Raw genomic sequence first — 24741 nt, 5'->3', positions numbered from 1 at the left:
TTTAAAGAGGAAATGAAAGAGAGAAAAATGAAAGTTTTATTTGCATCAAGTGAATGTGCCCCCTTTTTTAAGACGGGAGGACTTGGAGATGTAGCTGGAGCACTGCCCAAAGAATTGGCTAAAAAAAGTGAGATAGATTCAGTTGCTGTGATCCTTCCTTATTTTAAGAATGAAATGAAAGAAGAATATCGTTCACTTTTAAAAGATGAATTTTATGATTTTGTTGATGTTGGTTGGCGACACGAATATGTTGGAGTTAAAAGTCTAGAAAAAGAGGGTGTGAAGTATTATTTTCTAGATAATGAACATTATTTTGGTAGGGGACAACTCTATGGTTATGGCGATGATGGAGAGCGCTTTGCCTTTTTTGACTTGGCTCTTTGCCAACTCTTAGAAAAGTTAGATTTCATTCCAGATGTTTTGCATGTCAATGATTGGCAGACTGCAATGGTTCCCTTTTTACTTAAAGAAAAATACAACTGGATTAAGGCCTATGAAAAAATTAAAACAGTACTGACCATTCATAATATTGAATTTCAAGGCTTGATGCATGGAGATGCTTTAAGTGAGCTTTTTGGTATGGGAATGGAGCGCTATTTTGAAGGAGTAGTCCGTCATAATGGTATGCTAAATATGTTAAAAACAGGAATTTTATATGCGGATCGGGTTAATACAGTTTCGCCAACTTACGCTAAGGAAATACAGACCTCAGAATTTGGTTGTGGTTTAGAATCGATTTTGCAATATGTAGATGGAAAAGTTTCTGGAATTTTAAATGGGATAGATTATGATATTTATAATCCCGAAAATGATATATTAATTCCTTACCATTTCAGCGAGGAAGAGCTTTCTGGTAAAGGTCAAATGAAAGCAGAGCTCCAAAAGCGAACAGGATTACCATTGAATCCAAATGTTCCATTGATTGGGATGGTCTCCCGTTTAACGAATCAAAAAGGATTTGATTTAGTTTTGACTCAGTTGGAAAAAGTATTGGAAGAAAATGTGCAAATTGTCCTATTAGGAACAGGTTTCCCTGAAATTGAAGAAGGTTTTAGATATTTTTCTCAAAAATATCCAGATAAGTTGTCAGCAAATATTGCATTTGACCTTCAATTTGCACAGGAAATTTATGCTGGTTCTGATTTCTTCTTGATGCCATCTGCTTTTGAACCTTGTGGCCTATCACAGATGATTGCAATGAGATATGGAACTTTACCAATCGTTCATGAAATTGGTGGTTTGAAAGATACTGTGATTCCATTTAATCCTATTAGCAAAGAAGGAACAGGGTTTGGTTTTGTTGATTTTGAAGGACAGATTTTATTGGAGACGATTAATCGTGCACTTGAAGTTTATGGAAAAGAACCAGAAGTCTTAAATAAAATGGTTTTATCAGCAATGAGTAAAAATTTTTCTTGGGGAACGAAGGCTCAGCAATACATTGAACTCTATCAAGAATTATAAAATCTCGCAAACGATTGCGCTTGTGATTAAATTGTGGTAGAATTCATTTTAAAATAAAAGATGTTTGAGAATAATAAAGGAGCGACGATTGAAACTTTCTAAAAAACAATTTAAGCAAGATTTCGAAGAGCGTCTAACTTCAAAATTTGCGACTGACCTGACAAAAGCAGGTTATCAAGAAATTTATGATGCATTGGCATCTGTTGTGAAACATTACTATGCTAATATTTGGGTAGCCGATAATCAATATAAGGATGAAACTGGAAAAAAACAAGCATATTATTTTTCGATTGAATTTTTACCAGGAAAAATGCTTAAATCAAATTTACTTAACTTGGGTATTTTAAATACCGTTCGAGAAGGGTTAAATGATTTTGGAATTGAACTGGATGAGGTTGCTAAGATAGAACCAGATATGGCCATTGGAAATGGAGGTTTGGGGCGCTTAGCTAGCTGTTTCATGGATTCTTTAGCTTCAACGGGGCTTCCAGGAAATGGAAATGGCATTCGCTATCGGTATGGATTATTCAAACAAAAAATAGTAGATGGTTACCAAGTAGAATTACCTGATTCTTGGCTAAATAATGGGAATCCTTGGGAAGTACGTAGAGCAGACAAAGCAGTTGAAGTAACATTTGGTGGTGAAGTTTGGTTAGAAGATGATGGAAAAGGAAATCTTATTCCTCATTATAAGGACCAGGAACGTGTTCTAGCTGTTCCATATGATACGCCCATGGTTGGTTTTGAAAATACAACGGTCAATAATATGTGTCTGTGGCGCTCAGAAGTGCCAGAGGAATTAGACCCTAAATTTCAAAATTTGGATTATATGCGACAAACTTCGATGCTCTCTGCTGAACTTTATCCAGATGATTCTAATTATGATGGGCGACTTTTACGTTTGAAGCAAGAATATTTCTTTGTTTCTGCTGGACTTCAACGAATTTTGAACCACTATAAAGGAACACAAAAAAAAGATATTCGAAAAATTGGGGATTATATTGCTGTCCATATTAATGATACGCATCCTGCACTTTGTGTTCCAGAATTCATGCGCCTTTTAGTTGATGAATATGGTGTGGGCTGGAATCGAGCTTGGGATACAACCCTTAAGGTAATGTCTTATACCAATCATACAATTTTATCGGAAGCTTTGGAAAAGTGGCCAGAAGAGATGATTAAACAACTTTTGCCCCGAATTTATCAAATTATTGTGGAAATTGACCGGAGACGTACGGCTGAGTTGCTTCCTAAAGTGGGTGCAACACTGGTGCATAATACGAGAATTATCAAAGATGGACAAATTCATATGGCCAACTTGTCAATCATTGGTTCACATTCAACCAATGGCGTAGCCAAATTGCATTCTGATTTATTAAAGGATGTTGAACTTCATGATTTCTATGAAATTTATCCTGAACGTTTTAATAATAAGACAAATGGAATTGCTGACCGTCGTTGGATTCAGATTGCAAATGAACGCTTGTCTGGAATTATAGATGAAACAATTGGTAAATCATGGCGTCATGATTTAGATGAATTGAAGCTGCTGAAAAATTTTAAAAATGATGAAAAAACACTTGAACAACTTCAAAAAGCTAAATTTGATGATAAGCTACGATTGGCTGCGGTGATTAAAGAACAAAAAGGAATTACGGTTAATCCTGATGCGATTTTTGATGTTCAAGTAAAACGGCTGCATGCTTATAAGCGACAATTGTTAAATGCTTTGCATATTCTAAAATTATATTTTGATTTGAAAGATAATCCGGAATTAGATAGGGTTCCTCGAGTATTTATTTTCGGGGCAAAAGCGGCTCCTTCATATCATTATGCTAAATCTATCATTAAAGTAATTAACGAAATAGCAAATATGATTAATAATGATCAAACGATTAAAGATAAACTCAAAGTTGTCTTTATGGAAAATTATAATGTAAGTTTGGCGGAAGTGATTATCCCAGCAGCCAATGTTGGAGAACAAATTTCTTTGGCCTCTAAAGAAGCATCTGGAACTTCAAATATGAAGTTTATGCTAAATGGTGCTTTAACCATTGGAACACTTGATGGTGCAAATATTGAAATTTTTGAAGCGGCAGGGGATGGAAATAATTTTGTTTTTGGGCTGACTAAGGATGAAGTTTATGAATATTATCGCAATGGTAATTATAATGCGCGTGATATTTATGAGCAAAATCCAGTAGTTAATCGAATTTTGAATGCCTTAATTGATGGAACGGTGCCAAATATTAAAAGTGAAGGTCGTGAAATTTTTGATTCGCTCACCGTCTATAATGATGAATATTTTGTACTTCGTGATTTTAATGATTATGTTCGGGCACAAGCTGAACTTGAAAAACTTTACCGTGACCAAAAAGCATGGACTCAAGCAAGTTTAATGAATATTGCCAATGTGGGACGTTTTAGTTCTGACCGAACAGTTAGGGAATATGCTGATGACATTTGGTATATAAAGGCTAAAAAAGAATGAAGAAATTTACTGACAGAAATTTTTGTTACTGACAGAGTAAATTTTAGGAGCCTTTAGCCTTAAGTGTTAATAAAGGAAATGAGAATTAGATGTATTATTATAATCCGTGGAATTTAGATTATAAACAACCTTTTGGGGCCATCAAGGTTGGAAACTCAATGAGCTTGAGATTTACAACTGACCAACCTTCTGTACTTGTGACATGTGTAATTCGACGTGATTTTGGAAAACGTTATGAATTTTCTATGACCAAAGATTCAGGCGGAGATTTTAGAGTTACCATTCCTTTTGATGAAGAGCCAGGACTTTATTTTTATCATTTTGAAATAGTCGAGTCTTCGGATTTGGGAGAAACTAGGCGATTTTATGGTTGTTCTGGCATAGGAGGAGAGGGGCTTCTATATACTGATGAAAATGATGTTAAACCTTATCAGCTGACTGTATTTGAAAAAGAAGATCAAGCTCCCAGCTGGTATCGTGAAGCAGTTTTCTATCAAATTTTCCCAGATCGTTTCTATAATGGAAATGAAAATGGTCAAATCAATCACCCAAAACCCAATTCATTTATCTATGGAAGAAAAACGGATAGTCCTTTCTATGTTAAAGAAGAAAATGGTGATATTGCACGTTGGGATTTTTTCGGTGGAAATTTAAGAGGAATTATTAAAAAAATTCCCTACTTAAAAGAACTGGGAATCAATGCGATTTATCTTAATCCAATTTTTTCTGGTACAAGTAACCATCGCTATGATACGAATGATTACCTAAAAATTGATTCAATGCTAGGTAGGCAGGAAGATTTTGAAGAATTGATTCAGTTGCTTCATCAAGAAAAAATGCATTTGATTTTGGATGGTGTTTTTTCTCATGTAGGAAAAAACTCGCTTTATTTCAATATTAATGGTGATTATGGCGATGATGAGGGAGCAGCAAAAAATCCTGATTCACCTTATTTTGATTGGTTTAAATTTGAAAATTATCCTTTTGAGTATAAATCTTGGTGGGGAATTAAAGATTTACCTGAAATAGACAAAGATAATGATTCTTTTCGCAATTTTATTTATGGTGAGAAAAATTCTGTTTTAGCTAAATGGAATGACTTGGGTATTGATGGTTGGCGTCTGGATGTTGCTGATGAACTCCCTGATTCATTTATTAAAGGAATTCGAGAAAATCTTGACTCTTATTCAGATAAGATATTGATTGGTGAAATTTGGGAAGATGCTTCCAACAAAATTTCTTATGGAAAAAGAAGAAATTATATTCTTGGTGGAAGTTTGCAAGCTGCTATGAATTATCCGTTTCGTGATTTAATTATTAATTTATTAAATGGTCATCGTTCTAGTCAAGATGTCGCTCATCAATTGATGACTTTGCAAGAGAATTATCCTAAAGATATTTTTTATAATAATTTAAACAATCTAGGGACTCATGATACTGAACGAATTTTGACAATGGTTGGAGAAAAGAATTTGTCAGTAGCGTTGGCAATGCTTTTTGTATTACCAGGAATTCCTTGTATTTACTATGGAGATGAAGCAGGATTGTCAGGTGGCAAAGACCCTGAGAATCGTAAATATTTTCCTTGGGATAACATTTCACCCAATGTTTACAATGTTTATAAAAGTTGGACGCAAAAACGTCTGTCAGAAAATAGCTTGAAATATGGAGAGTTTTCAACTTTTTTTACTGACAGGTTGTTAGGAATATTGCGATATACAGATTCAGAAGTTTTTGTTGAACTCATTAATCCGAGTGAAGATGAGCTTAATATAGAAGTTCAAGAAATTACTTTTTTACAAAATCTGAAATTCTTACCAGAATTAAAAAAATTACTGACAGAAAAAGTGATTAGTGGAAAAACAAATTTAGAATTAAAGATGAAAATTTAAAACTTGCTGATGCAAGTTTTTTTACTGACAGATTTATTTGTCAGTAAAAAATGATAAAAACTATATTTTTTAGCTAAATCTTATTTTAGAAAAGAAGAAAATATAAATAAATATCTATGAAATTTTGTTATTGTCCCTCTTTTTCCCGCGTTTTTCAAAGAATCTGTATAGGCAAAATTGTTTGACAACTTGACAAGTTGTATAGAAAACTTTATAATATAATCTATGCAAAACTTAAACAAAACAGAAAAAACATTTTTCGGTCAACCTCGCGGCCTATTGACGCTTTTTCAGACTGAGTTCTGGGAGCGTTTTTCTTACTATGGGATGCGTGCCATTCTGGTTTATTACCTCTATGCATTGACAACTGCTGACAACGCAGGTTTAGGACTTCCTAAAGCTCAAGCAATGGCGATTGTAAGTATCTATGGTGCACTTGTCTATCTTTCAACAATCGTTGGAGGGTGGGTTGCTGACCGCTTGTTGGGCGCTTCGCGCACAATCTTCCTTGGTGGAATTTTAATCACTTTGGGACACATCGCTTTAGCAACACCATTTGGTTTATCTTCACTGTTCGTGGCATTATTCTTAATTATCTTGGGAACAGGGATGCTTAAACCGAATATTTCAAATATGGTTGGACATCTTTATTCTAAAGATGACTCACGTCGTGACACTGGATTCAATATCTTTGTTGTCGGAATTAACATGGGTTCTCTGATTGCTCCATTGATTGTTGGGACAGTTGGACAAGGCGTGAATTATCACTTAGGATTCTCACTTGCAGCTATCGGTATGATTTTTGCATTATTTGCTTATTGGTATGGACGTCTTCGTCACTTCCCAGAAATTGGACGCGAGCCTTCAAATCCAATGGATTCAAAAGCAAGACGTAATTTTCTTATTACATTGACAATTGTTGTTATTGTCGCAATTATTGGTTTCTTCTTACTTTATCAAGCAAGTCCAGCTAATTTCATTAATAACTTCATTAATGTTTTATCAATTATCGGTATTGTTGTTCCAATTATTTATTTCGTAATGATGTTTACCTCTAAAAAGGTAGAATCAGATGAACGTCGTAAATTAACAGCATATATTCCTTTGTTCCTTTCTGCTATTGTCTTTTGGGCAATTGAAGAACAAAGTTCTACAATTATTGCGGTTTGGGGAGAATCACGTTCTAATTTGGACCCAACTTGGTTTGGAATTACTTTCCATATTGACCCTTCTTGGTATCAATTATTGAACCCGCTCTTCATCGTTCTCTTGTCACCTATCTTTGTTCGTCTTTGGAATAAATTGGGTGAACGTCAACCTTCAACAATTGTAAAATTTGGTCTTGGTTTGATGTTGACAGGGATTTCTTATTTGATTATGACACTTCCAGGTCTCTTGAACGGAACTTCTGGTCGTGCAAGTGCTCTTTGGTTAGTATTGATGTTTGCTGTCCAAATGGCAGGTGAATTACTTGTTTCACCAGTTGGATTATCAGTTTCAACAAAATTAGCTCCAGTTGCTTTCCAATCACAAATGATGGCGATGTGGTTCTTGGCAGATTCAACTTCACAAGCAATCAATGCTCAAATTACACCACTCTTTAAAGCAGCAACAGAAGTTCACTTCTTTGCGATTACTGGTATTATTGGTATTATCGTGGGAATTATCCTTCTTATTGTCAAAAAACCTATTTTGAAATTAATGGGAGATGTTCGTTAATTAGTAATTAATAAAACCTATCTTTAATGATAGGTTTTTTGTATTTTAAAAACTATAGAAGTGTCTGAAAAGTTACACTTGTTAAAAGTCTTTTACAAATCAATCGTTTTTATCTGCGCTTACATTATGATAAAATATAGTGTAACGTGATTTTAAATTATTTGCAGATGTTAGTGCCTTTGGTTAAAAGGCCAAAGACATTCACAAATGCTAAAATAAAGTATGAAATCACTTATTTACAAATAAAACTTATAGAGGATAGAGGTGAGAAGCAAAGCTATTTTTATTCGAAAACTCGCAGTTACTCTGTTATTAAAAATATAAAATTCAAAGTAAGGATACTCAAGCACGGTCATCCATTAAAAGTGGTTGACTAAGAAATATGAGTTTACTAAAAACTTTGAACATTTTGTGTTTGAAAAGATACTGAGAAGAGGCCTGTAGAAAAAATAATTATTGTTTTTCTGTTGCTAAATTAATAAATAAATTGATAAGAAATAGTGAAAAGTTATAGATTTACGATTAGAACTGATATTTTTAATTATTAATTATTATTGAAAAATCTTGTTAACTTTAAAAATTCTCTTATTTTATTTATTAATAAAATAAATATTTTTATTAAACCAAGGACCAAAGCTAGTCTTAGATAAAAATATTTTTAAAATTAGTCTATATCTATTTGATATATAGTAAATAAAAATAAGGAGATAAACAATGTTTACCATTGAAACTCTCGCACGCTTTCAGTTTGCGATGACGACAATCTTCCACTTTTTCTTTGTACCACTTTCTGTCGGAATGGTTCTCATGACAGCGATCATGGAAACTATCTATGTGAAAACTGGTGATGAAAAATGGAAAAAACGGACGAAATTTTTTGGATCAATTATGCTCTTATCCTTTGCAGTAGGGGTCGTAACTGGTATTATCCAAGAATTTCAATTTGGAATGAACTGGTCAGATTATTCTCGCTATGTTGGTGATATATTTGGCGCACCTTTAGCCGTTGAGGCCTTACTTGCCTTCTTCTTGGAATCTACATTCCTTGGAGTATGGATGTTTGGTTGGGATAAATTAGGTAAGAAATTGCATAATGCAACACTTTGGATTGTATTTGTTGGGACCTTCTTATCATCTTTATGGATTTTAGCGGCAAACTCATGGATGCAAAATCCAGTGGGATATGAAGTTAAAGGTGGACGAGCAACATTAACAAGTTTCTCTGCCCTTTTGACAAATCCTCAAACTATTTTGGAATTTAGCCACGTGGCAACAGGTTTCCTTGTAACTGGTGGTTTTGTGGTTGCTGGTATTTCAGCTTATCAAATTCTTAAAAATCGTGAAATTGATATGTTTAAACCAGTTTTACGTTTAGGACTTTTAGTAGCTCTAATCGGTGCAGTTGGTAACTTTGTTGCTGGTGACCAACAAATGATTGAAGTTAAAAACTCTCAACCTATGAAATTTGCTGCAACTGAAGGGGTTTATGAAACAACACCTGACCCTGCGGCTTGGGATATGGTTGCCTTCTTTAATGAAGCTGACCACAAAGAAGTATTTGGAATTCAAATTCCTTATATGCTTTCAATTCTGACTTATCACCGTCCAAGCGGTTCGGTTGAAGGGATGAATGAAATTAACGCTCAACTTCAAAAGAAATATCCTGATGTAGCTAAAGAAATTGGCGGAAATTTCTTCCCACCAGTAACGGTTCTTTTCTGGACTTTCCGGATTATGGCCGGTCTATCAATGTTAATGATTTTACTTTCTGCTCTGGGGCTATTTTGGACTAGAAAGAAAAAACCAAGTCTATATGAAAATAAATTTGGCTTACAAGTTTATCGTTGGATGCTATTTGCACCTTTCCTTGCGATTACCTCAGGTTGGTTAGTTACTGAACTTGGTCGTTATCCTTGGACCGTTTATGGTTTATTTACAATCAAAGATTCAGTTTCACCAAATGTTTCTGTCGGTTCACTTTTATTCTCAAATATCGTCTATTTCTTCCTGTTCTGTTTCCTTGGTGCTGTGATGGTTTACTTTACGCTTCAAAGAATGAAACAAGGAGTAGAAGGAGCGGAAACAGCTTATGTTTCTTTAGATTCATTTAGTCAAGAAAATTTTGCTCCTTCATCAAAAGAAGATAGTGAAATTCAAAAAGAAACTGATGAGAAAGGGGTGGATAAATAATGACTGGATTACAACTTTTTTGGTTTATTATTGTTGGAGTATTATTTAGTGGCTTTTTCTTCCTCGAAGGTTTTGACTATGGTGTAGGAATGAGTGCAATCACAATTGCCAAGGACAAACGTGAGGTTGAACAAGCTATCGGATCAATTGGCCCAGTTTGGGATTTGAATGAAGTTTGGTTATTAACTGCCGGTGGGGCAATGTTTGCTTCATTCCCTTATTGGTATGCTTCATTGTTCTCTGGTTTCTATCTTATTCTATTTTTGATTTTAGTAGGTTTGATTTTCCGGGGAGTAACATTTGAATTTCGTCATCACTCACATACGGAAAAAGGAAAAATGCTCTGGACAAAAGTTTTGGGCGTTGCAAGTTTTGCTATTCCATTTCTCTTTGGATTGATGTTTACAAGTATGATTCAAGGCGTTCCAATGGATGCTAAAGGAAATGTGACTGCTACTTTTACTACTTACGTTAACTTTTTGTCAGTCGTTGGTGGTGTTGCTGTAATGCTCTTAGCTTGGCTTCATGGCTTAAATTATTTAGCTTTGAAAACAGAGGGAGCTTTGCGTGAGAGAGCTGCAAAGATAGCTAATATCCTCTATTTTGTTCTTTATGCTGGTGAAGTTGTATTTGCTGTATTGCTAGCTATTTTCACTGATTTCTTTGAAAAACATTTTATTGGAACTTTAGTTTTACTTGTTTTGATTGTTATTCTAACTCTTGTGGCACATTTATCTGTTCGTGCAGGAAAAGAAATGTCTGCTTTCTTAGCTTCAGGTTTGACTTTCATTGCCCTTGTTGCATTGATTTTCCAAGGGATTTTCCCACGTGTAATGATTGCAACTAACCCTGCTCACAGTATTTTGATTAAAAATGCTAGTTCAACAGGCTATACTTTGAAAACAATGACGATCATTACTCTGGTTATCTTACCATTTGTACTCATCTATATGGGCTGGACCTATTTCATTTTCAGAAAAAGAATTAAAAAATAAAACATGAAAATAACTGGTTGAACCAGTTATTTTCAGATTAGTTTGTAAATTGATATAATTAATTAAGACAACTACATATTATGGTCAGGAAAATTTTTTCTGACCTAAATTTTTTAGAAAGGAACTGAGGAATTTTATTTTACTGACAGAAATTCTATGAGCAGATTTTAGAAACTGCCGACCTTGCTGATAAGTTCTGTCAGTTGAATGCTCCCAGAGGAAGTCATTCAATCGGTAAATGAAGGAACTGTCAGCTTTGTTGGTAAGTTCTATCAGTAAAATATTATCTCATCAGTAACTTTAAACATGATTGATAAATCTCTTTTTGAACTGCCAGGTGTAAGAAGAATGTTTCCGATATTGGGGATTCTGGCAGTTTTTCAATTCATTGCAATTGCCGGTCAAGCTTTATTTCTAGCTACTGCGATTACTAAGCTTTGGCAAGGACAATTATTTTCTCATACCATTCCTTGGGTTTTGGGCTTTTTTGCTTGCTTTTTGAGCCGTGAAATTATTAATTTTGGTCGTTCAAAGGCTCTGGATAAACTTGCTTACCAATTAGCAACAAAATTGCGGGGGGATATGTTGGATAAATTTTTCCGACTTGGTCCAGTTGCTATTGCTAATTTAGGTTCGGGCTCAGCTGCAACAACAGTAATCACAGGAATTGATCAGGTTGAAAATTATATTAAATTGGTCCTATCCAAAGTCTTAAATATGATGATCATCCCAATGTTAATTTTGATTCCAGTGTATTTTCTTGATTGGCAAAGTGGAATTGTGTTAACTTTGACATTTCCTTTTGCAATTATTTTTATGATTCTATTGGGATACGCAGCACAAGGACGTGCTGAACGTCAATATAAAACTTTCCAATATTTATCAAATCACTTTTTAGATTCATTGCGTGGAATTTCTACATTGAAATATTTTGGATTGTCTAAAGATTACTCAAATTCAATTTATAAAACTTCTGAAGACTTTCGTAAAGAAACGATGGGCGCATTGAGAATCGCTATGCTTTCAACCTTTGCCCTTGATTTTTTTGCAAGTCTTTCGGTTGCTGTTGTCGCACTTTTTTTGGGACTTCGGTTAATGAGCGGTGATATTTTACTTTTTCCAGCTTTAGCGGCTCTAATTTTAGCGCCAGAATATTTCCTTCCTCTGCGTGATTTTGCAAGTGATTATCATGCGACGCTTAATGGAAAAAATGCTTTGGCAGCTGTTAATGAAGTTCTTTCAACTGAGGAAAATACTTTGTCAGTACTTACAGAAAAAGTAACTTGGAGTGCAAATTCACAACTTCAACTGACAGCGTTAGGAAAAATTTACGACACAGGGCGTGGAATCTCAAATGTTAATCTGTCAGTAAATGGCTTTAAAAAAATTGCCATTGTCGGAAATTCAGGTTCTGGTAAATCAACATTGCTTTCAATGCTGGCTGGATTTCTAAAACCAACAGCTGGTGAAATTAAACTAAATGAGCAAAGTTTGACTTCTTTAACTGACGAAAACTATCGTCAGTCAGTTCAATTCATTCCACAAAAGACTTATATTTTTGCAGGAACTTTTCGTGAAAATTTAGCTTTTTACGAACCTGATTCTACTGATGACGAAATCAAAGCAGCGGCAAAACTTGCTGGTTTAGAAAGTCTTATCGATGAAATTGGTCTTGATGGACAAATTGGGGCCAGTGGCCGTACAATTTCAGGGGGACAGGCTCAACGTGTTGCATTAGCCAGAGCATTTTTAAGTCATACCCGCAATATTTTGTTTCTTGATGAACCGACAGCTCATCTGGACATTGAAACCGAATTAGAAATTAAAGCAAATATTTTACCTTTACTTGAAAATAAACTTGTTTTCATTGCTACTCATCGTCTTCATTGGCTTTCATCAATGGATTTGGTCATTGTATTAAACGAGGGACAGGTCGCAGGAATTGGAACTCCTGAACAACTATTATCTGAAAATACTTACTATCAAAAATTACTTAGTCAGATGCGTGGGGTTGATGATGACAAAAATTTATTAGACAATGAAACGAGCAAATCAGTAAAGGACCAAGAAGAAAAAGTATCTGAGAGGTCAAACTTTTCGTCAGTAAATGATAAATCTACTGACAGCTCTGTCAGCCAAGCTTCATCAGATAATGGAGGTCAGAAATAATGAAATTAAAAAATATTTTGTTTGGTAATGACTGGATTTCTCCATTTTTGAAAAAAAATCGTTCAGGCTTTATTCTATCTATTTTCTTAGGAACGATTACAATTTCGATGGCGGGACTTTTGATGTTCAGCTCAGGATATGTCATTTCTAAATCAGCAACAAAACCAGAAAATATCTTAATGATTTATGTTCCAGTTCTCTTTGTACGTATTTTTGGGATTGGACGACCAGTGATGCATTATGTCGAAAGATTAACTTCTCATAATTGGATTTTAAAAATCACAAGTCTCTTACGAAAAAAACTCTATTTGCGACTGGAAAAAACGGCTATTACATTAGCAGATCGTTACCGTTTAGGTGACTTATTGGGTGTTCTTAATGAAGATATTGGAAATCTACAAGACCTCTTTTTGAGAACATTATTTCCAGTTTTAATTGCTGGAAGTTTATCGATTGCTCTAATTATTGCTGGAGGATTTTTCTCACTTTGGTTTGCTTTAGGTTTAGCGCTCTTCTTAGGATTTTTGATTGTTATCTTGCCATTAATTTCTTTGAAATTTACAGTAAAATTAGATGAAGAACTCAAAATTTATCGCAATCAACTTTTTTCTCATTTGACAGATGATATTTTAGGATTACAAGATTGGGTGCTTTCAGGACGAAAAGAAGATTTTCTGACAGCTTATCGAGGTTCTGAATTATCTGCTAGAAAAATTCAAGCCAAACTATTAGTTTTCGGACGTAGAAGAAATTTATTTTTACAAGTTGTCTATGGCGCATTAGTGATCTATTTGATGATTTGGTCTTCTGGTGCCTTAAGATTGGGAGACGCGCCTAATTATATTGCGGCAGTTAGTCTTGCTGCCTTCCCTTTATTTGATGCTTTTTCTCCTTTGTCTGATGCGGTGGTTGAAACGCAACGTTATGGCGATTCAATCAATCGTTTAAATGACTTACCAGACCAAGATGAAGAAGTAAGGACTGAGAAAATTGTTTCTACAGATTTAGTCATCAATAATCTCCAATTTTCATTTGAAGAAAATAAAAAAATTTTTGATAATTTTAATTTAGAAGTTAAACAAGGAGAACATATCGCTCTATTGGGACGTTCAGGCGTGGGTAAATCAACACTTGCCGGATTAATCAGAGGAGATTTAGTTCCCCAAAGTGGAAGTATTCAATTTTCTGGTGTTGAGCCATCTAAAGCTAAAAATGTTGAAGAAAAAATTGGTGTCATTAATCAATCCCCTTATCTTTTTGCGACAAGCCTTCGTTCTAATTTGACTTTGGCGAAACTCAATGCCAGTGATGCTGAAATTTGGGAAGCTCTTGAATTAGTTGGCCTCCGTAAAATGGTTGAATCATTACCTCAAAAACTTCTGACACCAGTAGATGAAGCGGGAGAACGATTCTCTGGTGGAGAACGTCAACGCTTAGCCTTGGCACGGGTTATTTTATCAGATGTTGATGTTGTAATTCTTGATGAACCAACTGTATCACTTGACCCAATCACAGAAAATCAACTCTTAAGTCTCTTTTTTGAACGGCTCCGTGATAAATCAATTATTTTTATTACTCATCATTTATTAGGTGTTCATCATATGGACCGAGTTCTATTTTTAGAAAATGGCTCGATTAAATTTGATGGGAAACCCGCGTCATTACTGGAGAATAATCCAACATTTAAGGAACTTTATCAACTTGATTTAGGAAATGAATAATATAAAAAATCAGTCTATGGGCTGATTTTTTTAATTTAGTTAGTTTTTGTGTTGACAAAACTAATTAAATGTTTTATAATCTTTTTTGTTAGGTAAATAAAAAATAAACTAACTAATTAATTTAAACTTTTCAAGAAATTAAAAGATAGTAAAGGAGAACCAATGATTAAGATGATAAAAATAATAATTCAAAAATTGAATTGGTTCATCAGACTTATTGAAGGCCCAGATGAACGACTAATCTATGCTTTTGATGACGAATTACAAAGAATTTGATATAAGGAGAATACATAATGTCAGAACAAACAAACAACTTATTGAATCTATTTTCAAAACTATTGCACAATCCAAACATCCTTTTTGCTTTAAGAGCAGATGGGATTTCAAAACAAATGAAAAATCGCGGTAACCGCAATGGAGCTCAAGGTTTACTCGTTGAATTATGGAATAAAGATGGTCTAACCAATGCAGAAATTGCCGAACTTCTTGATATTAAACCTTCAAGTGTAACAGCTCAGGTTAAACAATTAGAAGAAGCGGAAATGGTTATTCGTAAACAAGATGAGAATGATAAACGTGTCAGCCGCATTTTCTTGACTGATAAAGGTCGTGAAGCTCAAGAAACACGTGATACAATGCATAATGATATTTCAGAAACAATTTTTGGCAATCTAACAGATGAAGAACAAGAACAATTAGCCTTTCTAATGGAAAAATTAGTAGAAAATAACGACGCACGTAATGATCAAGATTTCCAACGAATGGCACAATTTTTCGGAAATCCATTTATGGAAAATATGATGAATGCTCATGACCGTCATGCATTTGGGAATCACATGCGCCGTGAAATGCAAAATTGGCAACGTGAAATGCGTCGTTCATCTCAAGAAATGAAACGTGGACAAAATCGTATGCGTCGTGACGAACGCTCACAAGCTCCGTTTGGTGAAGATTGGAAAGCCTTTGGTAAGCAGCTCAAAGATAGCTTTAGAAATAATTTTGGTGGAAGAGATCAAGCCGATTTTAATGAACATTGGGATCACTTTTCAGATGAAATGAAAAATCGTTTTGGTGATTTTGACGGAAACCGTCGTCCAGATTTTGATTCTAAACCAAAGACAGACAAAAATAAAGAACCTAAAAAACCAGAAAACTGGGATGATTTCTAAGGATTGAATAGATAAGGAGCGGAAAATGAGAACACTCATCGCTTACGCTGGTAAGACAGGAAATACTGCCAAGTGCGCTAGAAAGCTAGCGATACATTTAAATCAGGTCACACTTGTGGATTTAAATGCTGAAGTAGTAAATCCTAAAGATTTTGATGCTGTGATTGTTGCCAGCCCTGTTTATAGTCATAAATTTGAACGTTCAGTAGGCAGTTTCTTAAAAAAATATCAAGAAATTTTGCAAACGAAACCTTTTGCGGCATTCGTTACAATGGTTGAATATGATAGTTTTACGAAAGTGATTAAAAAAGAAATCGCCGAACCTTTGCGCAAAAATGCTGTAGCTATCGCAAACTTTGGAGGGGAGGTAAATAATTTGACCCCTTTTAACTGGCACGATAAAATTATTGCAAAATCAATGATAAAGCTAGAGTCTAAAAAACACCCGATTGAGTTTTTACCGGAAGCTGAGAAACAGTTTGTGGCTCAATTAAACAAAGTAGAGTGGATTTAAAATAGCTAAATTTATAGGAGAAGATAATGTCAAAAGAAACCAAAGCTCTTACGATAAACCCTCAGCTTGCAGCTTTTCAAGAAGAACTTCTTAAAAACTATGACAAGGCAAACCTATCAGCAAAAAAGGGACAAACTTTATTTGTTGGCTCATCATTAATGGAGATATTTCCTATTGAGAAGTGGGAGGAAGCTGGAGAAGTTACTTTTTCACACTATATCTACAATCGGGCGGTTAGAGCCACGACGACCTCATTTTTATTAGAACACATAGAGAGTCAAATTTTTAATTTGGAACCCTCAAAAATCTTTATTAATATTGGAACGAATGATATCGGTTTTGAGATTCCAGAAGAAGAGTTTTTGAATAACTATGATCAAATTCTTTCTCAAATAGAAAGTAAATTACCTCAAACGCAAGTTTATGTGATGCGCTACTATCCGATTAATACGGTTGATTTTGGTCAAGACTCAGATGAAAAAACTTTATTTGAAACGAGAAGTAATAAAAAGTTTCAAAAAGCTTCAGATAAAATAAAAAAACTTGCAGATAACCATCATTTTCACTTTATTGATGTTAATGATGGTTTATCTGATGAAAATGGCAATTTGAAAAAAGAATTAACTTTTGATGGAGCGCATCTAAATCCAGCGGGCTATCAACTTGTCTTAGAAAAACTCAAAGTTTATTTGGAAGAATAAAAAAATAAATTAAGATAAAAAGTAATTGAAATCATTTCTTTTCGTCTTGAAATTCAATAATTAGAAAAAGGAAGTAAGCAAACAATGGAAAGAGGTCCACAAATGGCCAATCGTATCGAAGGAAAAGCGGTTGACAAAACATCCATTAAACATTTCGTCAAATTGATTCGTGCTGCAAAGCCACGTTATCTTTTCTTTATCATTGGGATTCTAGCAGGAATCGTTGGAACACTAATTCAATTACAAGTCCCCAAAATGGTTCAACCACTTGTTAATAGTTTTGGACATGGAGTAAACGGTGGCAAAGTTGCCTTAGTTATTGCTCTTTATATTGGTTCAGCTGCTGTTTCGGCTATTGCAGCAATTGTCCTTGGGATATTTGGTGAATCAGTTGTAAAAAATCTAAGGACGCGTGTCTGGGATAAAATGATTCATCTGCCAGTAAAATATTTTGATGAAGTTAAAACAGGAGAAATGAGTTCTCGTTTAGCCAACGATACCACCCAAGTTAAAAATTTAATTGCAAACAGTATTCCACAAGCTTTTACGTCTATTTTACTTTTGGTTGGTTCAATTGTCTTCATGCTTCAGATGCAATGGCGTTTGACCCTTGCCATGATTATTGCTGTTCCAGTAGTTATGCTCATTATGTTCCCAATTATGACTTTTGGTCAAAAAATTGGGCGAACTAGACAAGATTCTTTAGCAAATTTCCAAGGGATTGCTAGTGAATCATTATCAGAAATTCGCTTGGTAAAATCTTCAAATGCTGAAAAACAAGCCTCTAAAAAAGCAGAAAATGATGTCAATGCCCTTTATAAAATTGGGGTAAAAGAAGCCATCTTTGATGGTTTGATGTCACCAGTTATGATGTTATCAATGATGCTGATGATCTTTGGACTTCTTGCTTACGGAATTTATCTCATCTCAACAGGAGTCATGAGTCTTGGGACTTTGCTTGGAATGATGATGTATTTGATGAACTTAATCGGAGCCGTACCAACTGTGGCAACTTTCTTTACAGAACTTGCTAAAGCTTCAGGATCAACTGGTCGTTTGACCGAATTACTTGATGAAGAACAAGAAGTACTTCATCAAGGAGAAAGTCTTGATTTGGAAGGAAAAACCCTCTCAGCTCGCCATGTTGACTTTGCTTATGATGATTCTGAACAAATTTTACGTGATATCTCTTTTGAAGCTCAACCTAATTCAATTATTGCCTTTGCCGGACCTTCAGGTGGTGGTAAATCAACAATTTTCTCTCTTTTAGAACGTTTTTATCAACCAACGGCAGGAGAAATTACAATTGATGGTCAACCGATTGATAATATTTCTTTGGAAAATTGGCGGAGTCAAATTGGTTTTGTCAGTCAAGATTCAGCAATTATGGCTGGAACCATTCGTGAAAATTTAACTTATGGACTTGAAGGAGACTATACAGATGAAGACCTTTGGCAAGTTCTTGACTTAGCTTTTGCAAGAAGCTTTGTTGAAAATATGCCTGATCAACTTAATACGGAAGTTGGTGAACGAGGTGTGAAAATATCTGGTGGTCAAAGACAACGTTTAGCGATTGCTCGTGCTTTCTTGAGAAATCCAAAAATCCTGATGCTTGATGAAGCAACGGCTAGTTTAGATAGTGAATCAGAATCAATGGTTCAAAAGGCTTTAGATAGTTTGATGAAAGGTCGCACAACGCTCGTAATTGCGCATAGACTTTCAACAATTGTTGATGCGGATAAGATTTACTTCATTGAAAAAGGTCAAATCACAGGGAGTGGCAAACATAATGAACTTGTTGCCACACATCCACTCTATGCTAAGTATGTTTCAGAACAATTGACTGTTGGTCAATAAACTAAAAAGCTCAACGATTTAAGTTGAGCTTTTTTTATTTTGACTTCTTATTGTCGCAATAATCATTTCTCCTGCTGTATAAATGAATACAAAAGGGGGATAGAAGAAAGTGATAATGAAGCTAATGACCATTCCAATCTTCCAAAAAGGATTCCGTAAATAGTGATAAACTTCCATTTGAGCGATTAGTTCAGCCTTTTCTTTAGGATTGTCAGCAATAAAACAATCGGTCATATAACTATATGCAAATCCCCAAATATAAATCATCACGATAAAGAGTAGGGCAGGTGCTTTTGGTGAGTGGATTCCGAAATCATGAAAGAAGTCCATTGTGCGTCCAGCCCAAGCAGAAAGTACAGGAAGCATTGATAATGAGAGTACCCAAATCATGCAACTATGATAGATTCGACGAGTGATTTTCTCAGCCTGTGAAAGCATATATTGTTGATTAAACCAAGAAGTTGTAACATAGATAAAACTCAAAAGGTAAGCAATCAGATAGACGAGATTATCTTTCAAAAAATCAAGAATTCCACCTGTTTTAGGTAATTCGAATTCTAATAACATAATAGTCATTATTACTGCAATAATTGCATCAATAAAACCGGCTAAACGCCCTTTAGATACCATAAAATCTCCTTTGTATTACCAATTATAACAAAAGTTAATGAAATTTTATAAAAAAAATAAGCATTAAAGCTTATTTTTCTGTATCAGATGAATAGTTTTTATTTTTGGGGAAAAATCGTTTCTTGACAAAGATAAGAATCGCAAGGATGAAAATAATCCCTAAAATCACAACCACAACTGAAGAGTAAGAATCAAGAATTCCAGCAATCATCTCCCAGTTATCACCAAGAGCGGCTCCAAGGCACACTAGAACAATGTTCCAAATAAGTGTTCCCAAGGTTGTTAAAATAAGAAAACTTGGGAGTTTCATTTTAGCAGAACCAGCAGGGATTGAAATTAGACTTCTAATTAAAGGAATGAATCGACAGAAGAAGATTGTTGCATATCCTCTCTTTAAAAACCATTTTTCAGCTTTTGTGATGTCCTCTGGTTTAAGACGAAGTACTTTTCCTAAACGTCCAGAAACTAATTTTTCTAAGCGTTCAACGCTTAAAAGACGACCGACGAAGTAGAGTATCAATGCACCAAGCACAGAACCAATAGTGGCTGCGATAATCATGCCGATAATCCCCAGTTCGCTATAAGTAGTCATGAAACCACCGAAAGTTAAGATTACTTCGGAAGGAATTGGTGGGAAGATGTTCTCAATCATAATGAGAAAGGCAACACCAAAGTAGCCAAATTGGTTCATGACTTGGATAATTATTTCTTGCATTAATACTCCTTTTATTTGTCTATTACTTTAATTCTAACATAAGGCTGGAAGGCCACCAAACAATATAAAGTACAAAAAATAGGCTTTGTCTTTTGGCAAGGTCTATTTTTTGAAATCATAGGTTTACTGACAGAGGCTGTCAGTAGATAAACTTCATCTACAAGTTCTGTCAGTCATTTGAAATGACTGACAGAAGAATTTGTATGTTATTCAGAAGCGAGGGCTTCAATTGTGTTCAAACGTGCTGCACGTCCACTTGGAGCTAAACTTGCGAGGAGAGCAATTAATACAGCAACGATAATCGCAAAGATAATGTGTCCACCAGAAATTTGAACGATACTTGCCCCGTCAAGGAAACTACTTAGAGCTTTATTGATGAGGAATTGTCCGAGGTAGGCAAATCCAATAGCGATAGCGGCTGATGACAGACCAAGAATCAAGCTTTCAGCGGTGAAGAGACGAGAAATATCTTTCTTACGTCCACCGAGTGCGCGGATAACACCAATTTCTTTTGTCCGTTCAGCAACAGACATGTAAGTAGTAACAACAATCATAAAGATTGAGACAATCAAACTGATTCCGGCAATAGCGGCAAGAACATAGCTGACGATATTTGTAATATTAGTGATGACATCGAGGAATGAAGTAACACTATATGTAACAAATGCTTTTGTTCCATCAATTTTCAAGTTTTGGATGTCAGAAGTTGTTGATTTGACATTATCTACTTTATTAACTGTAACTACTGCATAAGTGGCATCACTATCTGCATTAGCAGATTCAAGAGCAGCTTTGACAGTATTGTAAGTGGCAATTAGGCTGCTAGAAGAGCTTGCTGGGCCTTGAGGATTTTTCAAAATACCAGATACAGTGAATTCTTTTGTAACTTCAACACTTGCTCCAGCAGCTGTTTTAGCTGGAATTTTTAAAGTAATTTTCTTACCAACTAATGATTTATAATCTTTATTTAATTCTTTAGCATCACTAGCATAGATTGCGATTTCGCCATCAGCAGGTTTTGAACCAGCAACGTAATCATCATTGATATTTGATTGAGTCCAAGTATCAAGAGTCATTAAACCAGATTTAGATTTATCACTGGCAGTAAGTGTTCCTAAGCCAGAAATTGAATAAGTTGGCTCAACTTTTTTGACGTTATCAACTTTTTTCAATTTTGAAAGATGAGCACTGTCAAGGTTAGTAGCAGCATTCCCAAGTTCCTGTTGCGTTTGTTGGAGTGCTTGCTCATTTCCTAATTTATTATCAGTTGTTGTCCGCTTGAAGATGGTAACCACATTCGGATTGACACTTGAAGTAATGGTGTCATTCATATATTTGGTTGCACCATTTCCTAGTCCTAAGAAAAAGATGACTGAGAACAGACCGATTGCTGTTCCGATTGCAATTAATAAATTAATTTTCCAAGAGTGAGTAAAGTGTTTAAAGGCTGTTCTGAAAGTATCACGATATGACAACGCTTTTGAGTTCATCCGTTGATGTGATTCAACAGGATAGGGTTCTTTTAGACGTTCGTCACCTGTGATTTGTCCATCGGCCAAACGGATAATTCTTGTACCGTAATCAGCAACTTCTTGTGAGTGAGTAACGACGATTACTGTCTTACCAGATTGAGCAATTTGACGTAAGAGTGCTAAAACTTCTTTCGTGTTTTGTGAGTCAAGAGCACCAGTAGGTTCATCAGCAAGAATAATTTCAGGGTCAGAAGCTAGGGCACGCGCGATTGCGACTCTTTGTTTTTGTCCTCCAGAAAGTTGTGATGGATTTTTCTTACGGTGTTCATAAAGACCAACTTGTTTTGTGAGCTCAATCGCTCTTTCATGACGCTCTTTATCAGATAAGCTTGTCATTTTAAGACTGATTAAAATGTTATCTAATACACTCAAATAGCTAACAAGATTGAAAGATTGGAAGATGAAACCGATAGTATCTCGACGGTAAGCATCCATATCTTTTTCTTTTTTTGTTTTTTGAGCAAGGCCGTCAACGATGACATCCCCCTCATATTTACGGTCAAGTCCTCCGATGATATTCATCAGAGTTGACTTACCTCCCCCGGATTCTCCTAGGAGACTGACGAAATCACCACGTTCAAACTCGAGGTTGATTCCTTTGAGGACAGGAAATTCTTCTTTTCCAAGAAAATAGGATTTCCTAATATTTTTTAATTCCAAAACGGCCATAAAGACTCTCTTCCTTTTCTTAAAGTATGTACTTTACATTATAACTTAATTTTCTTAAATAAAAATAAGACCTAAGTCTTATTTTCAAATTTATTGACTACCTAAGCTAACCGTTCAGTAAAAAATCTAAAATATTCATTCCCGTACTCGTTTGTGCTTTGTAGAGTTCTGTATAACCACATTGAGAACAAGAAATAGTAATAAATTTCTTATTTTGAACATCAAAAATCTTTGAAAAATTTCCACCGGTTGCTTGAAGTTGATCTTCTTCAAAATTATGATTGCCACATTTGATACAAGTGTATTGTTGTTGATAACCGTTCATTTTAACTCCTCCTCGTTAGTAAAGTGAAAAATCGCTTGTCTTCTTAATTATTTAAATCCATTATAACTCAAAAAAGTTGATTCTTTTAGTCTTTTGAATCCGCTTCACTATTTAATATATTACTTAAATCTAGAATAATAAATAAAAAAGTGAAATTCAAACCATTATTGAAAAACAATGAAAATAATCTTTGTGATATAATTCTAATTATGGATAGACAAGTTAAAGAAAAACTGCGTATTGCATTAATTTTTGCATTAAATGCAGGTTTTATGGATGGTTTCTCATTCTTTCATTTTAATGACCGTTTTATTGGTGCACAATCAGGGAATGTTATTCAGGCGGGGATTAATATTGCTAAAGGAGATTTTGCTAGGTTTTGGGATTTTGCAATTCCGATTATCTTCTTTATATTAGGAGTAATGACTCGGGGCTTTTATTCTCACTATTTGATGAAACGTCGCCGTTTTGATGCCTCTTATTTGTTATTGGTTCAATGGTTAGGGGTGACAATTTTTGCCTTGGCTTATGGTTTGGGCTTGAAGATTCCTGTTTCCTTTTATGTTGGGATTTTCTCTTACTTTATGGCGATTCAATATGATACTTTTACAAAAGTTCATGGTCGTGCTTACGGAAGTATCTTTATGACAGGTAATATGAAGTCCATGTCGGCAAATCTTGCTCAGTATATCATTACCAAAGATAAACAAAAACTCCGGTCAGTTGGTATATATGCCGCGCTTATCAGTATTTTCTTTGCTGGAGCAGCTATTGCAACACTTGCTGGAAATTGGTTTGGAAGTTGGACGATGATGGGCTCTACTTTCATGATAGGGGCCGTTTATCTAATTGTTCGTTTTGATGAAATATAAAAATCCTCAAATAAGAGGATTTTTTTAAGCGTTAAGATAGGATAATTTTCCCTATTGTATGATTTTCTTCAATGAGTTCATGAGCTTTTTTCACATTCTCAGCGGTAATTGGTCCGAGATTCTGAGTCATTGTACTTTTTAGAACGCCATTATCTAGCCATTCAGAAACTTTATTTAAAATATCATGTTGACTTTGTAAATCAGATGTATTTGAGACGACTTTTGTAAACATCCATTCAAAGTTAAAACGTGCAGATTTATGAGCTAGTTGATCTAAATTAATAGCTTGCCCTGGTTCAACAATATTTGCAATCGAACCTTGTGGCGCAATTAACTCATTTACTGCTGGCATATGTTCAACAACGGCATTTAAAATTAAAATATAATCTACAAACTTAAAGCCAAGTTCATGAACTTGAGGAACCAAATTTTCATGATGATTGACGGTATAATCGGCGCCAAAATTTTTGACCCATTCAATGGCTTGGGGATTTGATGCCGTAGCAATCACTGTCAATCCAGCATTTTTGGCCATTTGGATTGCTACTGAGCCAACACCACCTGCACCATTAATAATGAGGAGTGATTTTTTTTTAGATTTATCAGTCACTTCTAGTTTTTCAAAGAGAAGTTCATAGGCAGTCAAACTTGTTAGAGGCATAGCGACTGCTTTTTCTTTGGTCAAATTTTTGGGAGCAAAACCAACAATTCGTTCATCAACGGCTTGGAATTCAGCATTTGAACCTGAACGAGTAACATCACCGGCCCAAAACACTTTATCCCCAACCTTAAAAAGATTAGCTTCACTCCCAAGTTCGACGACAGTTCCTAAACCATCCCAACCTAGAATTTTTGGTTCTGCTAAATTGTCTTTAATCCCTTTACGAACCTTTGTATCAACTGGATTGATTGAGATTGCCTCGACTTTTATCAATAAATCATGGGGTCTTAAGATTGGCTTTTCTATTTCAAAGTCAATAAAATTTTTGCTAGAATCAATAGTTCCAATTGCTTTCATCTCTCTACCTCTCTTATAAGTAAAAGTTTATACCAGTCTGACTCCTAAGTCAATCACTTGAATTTAATATTAAATATTTACATCATGTCATTAAAAAT

At 34.9% G+C, this 24741-nt stretch carries 18 protein-coding genes; 13 read left to right on the top strand and 5 right to left on the bottom strand.

Annotation, left to right across the window (positions count from 1 at the left end; translation table 11 throughout):
- Positions 1-27 precede the first annotated feature (27 nt).
- The 12 genes from glgA (at position 28) to lmrA (ending at position 18882) form a co-directional block, all read left to right on the top strand.
- On the top strand, positions 28-1464 hold the full coding sequence (gene glgA, locus IAE51_RS03140) for a glycogen synthase GlgA (RefSeq protein ID WP_189241355.1): 1437 nt from the start codon (positions 28-30) through the stop codon (positions 1462-1464).
- 88 nt (positions 1465-1552) lie between these two features.
- Positions 1553-3955, top strand: coding sequence for a glycogen/starch/alpha-glucan phosphorylase (locus IAE51_RS03135; protein ID WP_200094724.1), 2403 nt, complete (start codon positions 1553-1555; stop codon positions 3953-3955).
- Between the two features lie 89 nt (positions 3956-4044).
- Positions 4045-5847, top strand: coding sequence for a glycoside hydrolase family 13 protein (locus IAE51_RS03130; RefSeq protein WP_033898724.1), 1803 nt, complete (start codon positions 4045-4047; stop codon positions 5845-5847).
- Positions 5848-6072: 225 nt separating this feature from the next.
- Positions 6073-7566, top strand: coding sequence for a peptide MFS transporter (locus IAE51_RS03125; protein WP_010905519.1), 1494 nt, complete (start codon positions 6073-6075; stop codon positions 7564-7566).
- Positions 7567-8280: 714 nt separating this feature from the next.
- Complete coding sequence (locus IAE51_RS03120; protein WP_058211481.1) at positions 8281-9756, top strand: cytochrome ubiquinol oxidase subunit I; 1476 nt, start codon at positions 8281-8283, stop codon at positions 9754-9756.
- A complete protein-coding gene (gene cydB, locus IAE51_RS03115) occupies positions 9756-10751 on the top strand; it encodes a cytochrome d ubiquinol oxidase subunit II (protein ID WP_033898731.1) in 996 nt (331 codons plus the stop codon). The genes IAE51_RS03120 and cydB overlap by 1 nt, the downstream gene beginning before the upstream one ends.
- Positions 10752-11057: 306 nt before the next feature.
- A complete protein-coding gene (gene cydD, locus IAE51_RS03110) occupies positions 11058-12920 on the top strand; it encodes a thiol reductant ABC exporter subunit CydD (RefSeq protein WP_200094722.1) in 1863 nt (620 codons plus the stop codon).
- Entirely contained in the window at positions 12920-14641 is a 1722-nt protein-coding gene (gene cydC / locus IAE51_RS03105; protein WP_200094720.1) for a thiol reductant ABC exporter subunit CydC, read from the top strand. The genes cydD and cydC overlap by 1 nt, the downstream gene beginning before the upstream one ends.
- Positions 14642-14934: 293 nt before the next feature.
- Complete coding sequence (locus IAE51_RS03100; RefSeq protein WP_003129644.1) at positions 14935-15810, top strand: MarR family winged helix-turn-helix transcriptional regulator; 876 nt, start codon at positions 14935-14937, stop codon at positions 15808-15810.
- Positions 15811-15835: 25 nt separating this feature from the next.
- Positions 15836-16324, top strand: a complete 489-nt coding sequence (locus tag IAE51_RS03095; protein ID WP_033898739.1) for a flavodoxin domain-containing protein — start codon at positions 15836-15838, stop codon at positions 16322-16324.
- A gap of 26 nt (positions 16325-16350) precedes the next feature.
- Positions 16351-17025 (top strand): SGNH/GDSL hydrolase family protein, encoded by a 675-nt coding sequence (locus IAE51_RS03090; protein ID WP_200094718.1) that lies wholly within the window; start codon positions 16351-16353, stop codon positions 17023-17025.
- Between the two features lie 102 nt (positions 17026-17127).
- On the top strand, positions 17128-18882 hold the full coding sequence (gene lmrA / locus IAE51_RS03085) for a multidrug efflux ABC transporter LmrA (RefSeq protein ID WP_032943351.1): 1755 nt from the start codon (positions 17128-17130) through the stop codon (positions 18880-18882).
- 18 nt (positions 18883-18900) lie between these two features.
- Here lmrA and IAE51_RS03080 read toward each other — a convergent pair whose 3' ends face one another.
- The 4 genes from IAE51_RS03080 to IAE51_RS03065 form a co-directional block, all read right to left on the bottom strand.
- Positions 18901-19512, bottom strand: a complete 612-nt coding sequence (locus IAE51_RS03080; RefSeq protein ID WP_015426050.1) for a TMEM175 family protein — start codon at positions 19510-19512, stop codon at positions 18901-18903.
- Positions 19513-19582: 70 nt separating this feature from the next.
- A complete protein-coding gene (locus IAE51_RS03075) occupies positions 19583-20227 on the bottom strand; it encodes a DedA family protein (protein ID WP_010905527.1) in 645 nt (214 codons plus the stop codon).
- A gap of 206 nt (positions 20228-20433) precedes the next feature.
- Positions 20434-22428, bottom strand: a complete 1995-nt coding sequence (locus IAE51_RS03070) for an ATP-binding cassette domain-containing protein (protein WP_058206616.1) — start codon at positions 22426-22428, stop codon at positions 20434-20436.
- Positions 22429-22534: 106 nt separating this feature from the next.
- Positions 22535-22753 carry a zinc ribbon domain-containing protein gene (locus IAE51_RS03065; RefSeq protein ID WP_003129656.1) on the bottom strand — a complete coding sequence of 73 codons (219 nt, stop codon included), beginning with the start codon at positions 22751-22753 and terminating at the stop codon, positions 22535-22537.
- 209 nt (positions 22754-22962) lie between these two features.
- Here IAE51_RS03065 and IAE51_RS03060 point away from each other — a divergent pair, with 209 nt between their 5' ends.
- A complete protein-coding gene (locus IAE51_RS03060; RefSeq protein WP_003129657.1) occupies positions 22963-23625 on the top strand; it encodes a YoaK family protein in 663 nt (220 codons plus the stop codon).
- A 31-nt stretch (positions 23626-23656) separates the two neighbouring features.
- Here the strand turns inward: IAE51_RS03060 and IAE51_RS03055 are convergent, their stop codons facing one another.
- Entirely contained in the window at positions 23657-24643 is a 987-nt protein-coding gene (locus IAE51_RS03055) for a zinc-binding alcohol dehydrogenase family protein (protein ID WP_200094716.1), read from the bottom strand.
- Positions 24644-24741 lie beyond the last annotated feature (98 nt).

It is taken from the genome of Lactococcus sp. S64, from assembly GCF_016516525.1.
GTDB lineage: Bacteria > Bacillota > Bacilli > Lactobacillales > Streptococcaceae > Lactococcus > Lactococcus lactis.
The sequence above is the reverse complement of the archived record's forward strand: the minus strand, read 5'-3'. Positions and strand labels throughout refer to the sequence as shown.

Coding starts and splice junctions, on each gene's coding strand:
- IAE51_RS03065 (WP_003129656.1), bottom strand. CDS start 22,753: ATGAACGGTTATCAACAACAATACACTTGTATCAAATGTGGCAATCAT.
- IAE51_RS03080 (WP_015426050.1), bottom strand. CDS start 19,512: ATGGTATCTAAAGGGCGTTTAGCCGGTTTTATTGATGCAATTATTGCA.
- IAE51_RS03095 (WP_033898739.1), top strand. CDS start 15,836: ATGAGAACACTCATCGCTTACGCTGGTAAGACAGGAAATACTGCCAAG.
- cydC (WP_200094720.1), top strand. CDS start 12,920: ATGAAATTAAAAAATATTTTGTTTGGTAATGACTGGATTTCTCCATTT.
- IAE51_RS03060 (WP_003129657.1), top strand. CDS start 22,963: ATGGATAGACAAGTTAAAGAAAAACTGCGTATTGCATTAATTTTTGCA.
- IAE51_RS03125 (WP_010905519.1), top strand. CDS start 6,073: ATGCAAAACTTAAACAAAACAGAAAAAACATTTTTCGGTCAACCTCGC.
- IAE51_RS03120 (WP_058211481.1), top strand. CDS start 8,281: ATGTTTACCATTGAAACTCTCGCACGCTTTCAGTTTGCGATGACGACA.
- IAE51_RS03130 (WP_033898724.1), top strand. CDS start 4,045: ATGTATTATTATAATCCGTGGAATTTAGATTATAAACAACCTTTTGGG.
- lmrA (WP_032943351.1), top strand. CDS start 17,128: ATGGCCAATCGTATCGAAGGAAAAGCGGTTGACAAAACATCCATTAAA.
- cydB (WP_033898731.1), top strand. CDS start 9,756: ATGACTGGATTACAACTTTTTTGGTTTATTATTGTTGGAGTATTATTT.
- IAE51_RS03100 (WP_003129644.1), top strand. CDS start 14,935: ATGTCAGAACAAACAAACAACTTATTGAATCTATTTTCAAAACTATTG.
- IAE51_RS03055 (WP_200094716.1), bottom strand. CDS start 24,643: ATGAAAGCAATTGGAACTATTGATTCTAGCAAAAATTTTATTGACTTT.
- glgA (WP_189241355.1), top strand. CDS start 28: ATGAAAGTTTTATTTGCATCAAGTGAATGTGCCCCCTTTTTTAAGACG.
- IAE51_RS03075 (WP_010905527.1), bottom strand. CDS start 20,227: ATGCAAGAAATAATTATCCAAGTCATGAACCAATTTGGCTACTTTGGT.
- IAE51_RS03070 (WP_058206616.1), bottom strand. CDS start 22,428: ATGGCCGTTTTGGAATTAAAAAATATTAGGAAATCCTATTTTCTTGGA.
- cydD (WP_200094722.1), top strand. CDS start 11,058: ATGATTGATAAATCTCTTTTTGAACTGCCAGGTGTAAGAAGAATGTTT.
- IAE51_RS03090 (WP_200094718.1), top strand. CDS start 16,351: ATGTCAAAAGAAACCAAAGCTCTTACGATAAACCCTCAGCTTGCAGCT.